This window comes from uncultured Pseudoalteromonas sp. (genome assembly GCF_963922945.1).
GTDB lineage: Bacteria > Pseudomonadota > Gammaproteobacteria > Enterobacterales > Alteromonadaceae > Pseudoalteromonas.
In genome coordinates this window covers 1-5,114 of the sequence record NZ_CAWUKC010000135.1, presented here as the reverse complement: position 1 = coordinate 5,114, position 5,114 = coordinate 1, and the positions used below count along the sequence as shown (strand labels likewise).

The window sequence follows — 5,114 nt, the reverse complement described above, 5'->3', positions numbered from 1 at the left end:
ATAGCGCGACATAATGTCGCACTTTGAATTAAAAATGAGACTTCCCCTCTTTAATCATGAGTACCACCCACCATAATAAAAACAACTATTTCACAAATCATTACAAAAACTTCATAAAAAGGAGGAATTAAAGATAAAAACAAAATAAAATAGGTGCTAACATTTAATAATTAACAGCAATAGCACTCACCCAGCTATAAAAAGGAACTGAAATGTTAATAAAAAAAATAATAGTATTATGTTCACTATTAATAAGCTTCAATTTATTTAGTATGAATACACTCGAAGACTTTTTTGATACCGGTGGTTACGTCGAAGTCAAAATCTCCCCAAGCGGGGAGTTCTACTCAATAACTTATCAAGAAGGTAATGAGGTAAAATTAGTTATCTTAAATAAAGAAACGGGCAAAACTACATCTGCTTTTTCCTTCGGTGATTATCAAAAAGTAATGACTGTGACGTGGCTTAATGATGAAAGATTTATGATGACGGTTGCAAAGACAGTTGGCTATCTAGATACAAAAGGTGGGCGACCATACTATGTTGTATCAAATGTCGATGGCTCTAACCGAAGAGAAGTCCTATTCTCAAATACTTCATATATGAACGTTATTAGCCTTCTACCTAATGATAAAGAAAATATTTTAGTAACTAAAGGCCACTACAATGATGATTTTGCAGTAAAGGTTCATAAACTAAATATCTACAACGGTAAGATGGATTATGTAGCAGGGCAACCTAAAGAGGATGTTTTTGGAATAACAACTGACATCGATGGTAACCCCAGAATTGCATTCAGCTATAAAGAAAAAAAAGAACAAGGCCTAGGGAAAGGAGATCTAAAAGTTTATTTTAAAAAAACTGTAAAAGGAGATTGGGAATCATTAAATCTTAAAAAGTTAAATTACCAAAAAGGCGACACCTTAGCTTTTCTTGGTATGAACTTAGAAGGTGACAAGGCTTTTATTCTTAATGATTCTGGAAGAAAAACAAAAGCAATTTACGCTTTCGACCTTGCTACTGAAAAACTTAATCTTTTAGCCTCAAATGATAGTGTAGATATCACGGACGCAATAGTAGGACCACATGGAGATGTAATTGGTGTGACCTTTGATCCAGACTACCCAAGCTACAAATACTTTGACCCAAGTGGTAAAAATATAATCTTTAAAAACTTAAATGATACTTTTAAAAACTATAGGTTAGAGTTCACTAGCCATTCAAAAAGTCAAAATTTAGCAGTTTTTAAAGTAGAGGCGGACACCACTCCAACCACATTCTATTTATATGACCTAGAAAAAAAACAAGCAACCTTTATTGCATCTCAAGCACCTAAGATTAAAAAAGAAAACTTATCACCTATGGAACCTTTTAGAATCAAAGCTCGTGATGGTATGGAATTAAATGGCTATTTAACAATACCTAAAAACAAAGAAGACAAAAATCTACCAACGATAGTCGTTGCCCACGGTGGTCCTCATGGACCTAGAGACTTTTGGGGTTACAGAAGAGATGTGCAATATCTTGCCTCTTTAGGTTACGCAGTTATTCAAGTGAACTTTAGAGGTTCAGGTGGCTACGGTAAAAGCTTTGAAGAAAGTGGTTATAGAAAGTGGGGGAGAGAAATGCAGGATGACATAACAGACGCTACTCACTGGGCTATAGCGCAAGGCATATCAGATGAAGAAAGAATATGTATCTACGGCGGTAGTTATGGAGGATATGCAGCTTTGATGGGAGTAATACGTGAACCAGACTTGTATAAATGTGCATTAGGGTATGTAGGGGTATATTCTTTGCCTGAAATGAAAGAGAGCGGAGACATTCCTAAATCTGAGTCAGGTAGGAAATATTTAGAAATGGTTCACGGACAAGATTTAGAAGATATGAAAAGTAGATCCCCTGCTTTTAATGTTGACAAAATTAAAGCCAGTCTATTTATAGCTCATGGTAAAGATGACGTGAGAGTACCAATGGAGCAGTTTGAGGCACTCACTAACGCATTAGATGAAATTGATTACCCGTATGAATCAATGGTTCGAGATGAAGGCCATGGATACCATCAGCCAAAGAACAAAACAGACTTTTATACTAAGATGGCAAGCTTCTTCGAAGATAATTTAGGAAAATAATGCAATAGCACCTGAAGTACAAACCAGGGGAAGGAAGGTTATAAGCGAAATAATAATACCTGCCTTCCCCAATAATTTAAAAACGAACTACTTTGAGTTTAAAAGTTCAGACTTATTCACTCATACATTAAGCTTAGACACTGTTGCAGACACCGCATCAGCACCCCGTTCAATTTCTTGAATCACTTCCGACACTTTCGCTATTAGCTCTCGGCCTTGCTCTGAGGAGTCTGACACGGAGGTAATTTGCTTTGAAATATCGTTAGTCAGCTCTTGATTATTTTTAACTACGGCTGCAATTTCGTTGGTTGAACTGCTGGTGCTTGCTGCAAGCTGTCTCACTTCATCGGCAACCACGGCAAAGCCTCGTCCATACTCGCCAGCTCGTGCCGCTTCAATAGCTGCATTTAACGCTAATAGATTGGTTTGATCAGCAATACTGCTTATGGTCGACACAATAGAGCCGATAACTGCCGATTGTTCATTCAAGTTTTTAATTAGATCAACCGATTTGAGTACTTGGCTTACAATTGCATCCGAGTTTGAGATTGCCTCATGTAATATCGCCGAGCCTTTGTTAGCAGTTTGTGCGCTCGACTTTGCTGACTCATAAGCAACTTTTGCAGCATCACTAACTGCTTCGTTGTTTTTTATCCGCTCGGTAATATCGGAAGCAAATTTAACTATTTTTATTACATTACCTTTAGCATCTAAAATAGGGTTGTAAGTTGCCTCTAACCAAATTTCTGAGCAATCAGAGGTAATTCGTTTAAATTTACCCGCTTTAAACTGCCCTTCACTTAACTCTTCCCAAAACCGTGGATTATTTTGATAAAAATAATCAGTACAAAACATTTTATGATGCTGACCAATTATTTGTGACAGTGAATAACCCATAGTTGATAAAAAGTTTTTATTTGCTTTTATAATAGTGCCGTCGGGATTAAATTCTATTGTAGCAAGGGCCTTATCAAGCGCTTCGGTGAGCGCCTCTTGGGATTTTCGTTGCACATAGTTTTTTGTAATGTCAGACGCTATTTTTATAACTTTGGTCACTACCCCGTTGGTTTCAACAGGAAAGTAAGTTGCTTCAAGCCACAATTTATCCCCGTTGGCTTTAAACCGCATAAAAGTGCCATTAGTAGATTTAGCCGCTTGTAATGATTGCCAAAACTGACTGTACTCACTTGATTCAGCATAGTCAGAATCACAAAACATTCGGTGATGGTTACCGACTACCTGCTCTTTTGTGTACCCCACGGTATCTAAAAAGAGCTGGTTAGCGTCGAGTACTTTTCCCTCAGGTGTAAACTCAATATACGCTACATGCTTATAAATAGCTGTTAATACTGAATTGCTTTCTTTTAGCTGACATTCCAATTTTTCAACTTTAGCGTTATCTTTTCGGAAACCAAACATCTGTTATACCTTCAGGAGTAATAATACAATGACAATAAAAAGCGAATATATATAAAATCGCAATACATGTTGTTTATTTGTAAATATAGGTGCTTTTCTCTTTATCTGCGAGTAGTCAAAAGCTAGCTAGTTAACTGCATTATAAAAACTTTTTATAAGTTAAGATGTAAAGTAACACTTTTTTATAATTAACAAATATAAAACAAGAAAAAATACTGTTTTTTATACATGACGTAGTACACTTTTTAACTTAAAATAGCCACCTCACTGACACACTCCACACCTAATATATGTTTACTCTCCACACGCATTGTGTGTAGCTATTCACTATTTTTAAAATCAAAGTTAAAGGATCTTCTATGAGTGCAGATGTTGCGTCGGCATCTAATCAGTTAAATAAAGCAGCTATTTTATTAGTGTTAGCACTAGGTACGTTTATTTTAGGATTATCAGAATTTTCAATGATGCCTATGCTCCCGCTGATCAGTGAAACGTTTGGCTCAACCCCTTCACAAAGTGGCTATGCTATTAGTGCCTATGCGATTGGTGTTGTAGTAGGCGCGCCGGTATTAATGCTTACAACGGCCAATATGCGAAAACGCAAGGCTTTACTGATTTTCTTAAGTTTAATGTGTATTTCTAATGGCTTAAGTGCATTAGCAACCTCATTAGAGCAACTGGTTATTTTTCGCTTTTTAAGTGGCTTACCTCACGGTGCTTACTTTGGTGCCGCTATTTTACTTGCCTCCGATATTGCCCCTTCGGGTAAACGGGCAAGCTTTATGTCAAAAGTATTTATGGGCTTAACCATTGCAACCATTGTTGGCGTGCCAATTGTTACCTTGGTGGGGCAAAACCTAAGCTGGCGTTATTGCCTAGGGGGCGCAGCTATTTTAGCGTTTATTGCGTTTATATTTGTGTACAAAGTAGTGCCAAATATTGATAACGCGAAGCCATCAAACTTACTTAACGAGTTTGGCGTACTTAAAAATAAACTGGTGTGGTCTATTTTAGGTATCGTGATTATAGGCTTTGGTGGCGTGTTTTGTATTTATACGTATATAGCCGATACTATTTTAGATGTAACAAAAACAGCCCCTTATACTATTTCGATTGCCATGGTGATGTTTGGTGTAGGGTGTACAATAGGTAATTACATTTTAGGTAAAGCAGCCGATAAATCAGCGATTAAAACCACAGGCCTTGCACTGGTGTGCACCATTGTATTTGCCATTGCCTACGTTAGCGCAAGTTACAATATTTGGCTGCTTTATGCGGTTATATTTTTTATTGGCTGCAGCGTAGGTTTAGCCACACTTATTCAATCTTTATTAATGGATGTCGCCCCCGAGGGCCATGCAATGATTGGGGCACTAGTACAATGTGCATTTAACACGGCAAATGCTATCGGTCCGTGGGTTGGCGGAGCTGTCATTGCACAAGGCGCAGCACCTAACCAAACAGGTTATGTCGCAGCGGCGTTGTTTTTAGGCGGCTTAGGGATGTGGTTTTTAAGCTACATGCAACTTAATAAACAACAGCCTACCGCACAAACTTGCTAAA

At 37.5% G+C, this 5,114-nt stretch carries 3 protein-coding genes; 2 read left to right on the top strand and 1 reads right to left on the bottom strand.

All coding sequences use genetic code 11. The features are described from left to right. Positions 1 to 212: 212 nt before the first annotated feature. Positions 213 to 2,132, top strand: a complete 1,920-nt coding sequence (locus tag AABI99_RS17445; protein WP_338367393.1) for a S9 family peptidase — start codon at positions 213 to 215, stop codon at positions 2,130 to 2,132. Between the two features lie 120 nt (positions 2,133 to 2,252). Here AABI99_RS17445 and AABI99_RS17440 read toward each other — a convergent pair whose 3' ends face one another. Next, complete coding sequence (locus AABI99_RS17440; RefSeq protein WP_338367392.1) at positions 2,253 to 3,551, bottom strand: PAS domain-containing methyl-accepting chemotaxis protein; 1,299 nt, start codon at positions 3,549 to 3,551, stop codon at positions 2,253 to 2,255. 359 nt (positions 3,552 to 3,910) lie between these two features. Here AABI99_RS17440 and AABI99_RS17435 point away from each other — a divergent pair, with 359 nt between their 5' ends. Continuing rightward, complete coding sequence (locus AABI99_RS17435) at positions 3,911 to 5,113, top strand: MFS transporter (protein WP_338367391.1); 1,203 nt, start codon at positions 3,911 to 3,913, stop codon at positions 5,111 to 5,113. Position 5,114: the final 1 nt, after the last annotated feature.

Bases quoted from the DNA above. Each gene is read 5' to 3' on its own strand.
- AABI99_RS17445 (WP_338367393.1), top strand. From the start codon at position 213: ATGTTAATAAAAAAAATAATAGTATTATGTTCACTATTAATAAGCTTC.
- AABI99_RS17440 (WP_338367392.1), bottom strand. From the start codon at position 3,551: ATGTTTGGTTTCCGAAAAGATAACGCTAAAGTTGAAAAATTGGAATGT.
- AABI99_RS17435 (WP_338367391.1), top strand. From the start codon at position 3,911: ATGAGTGCAGATGTTGCGTCGGCATCTAATCAGTTAAATAAAGCAGCT.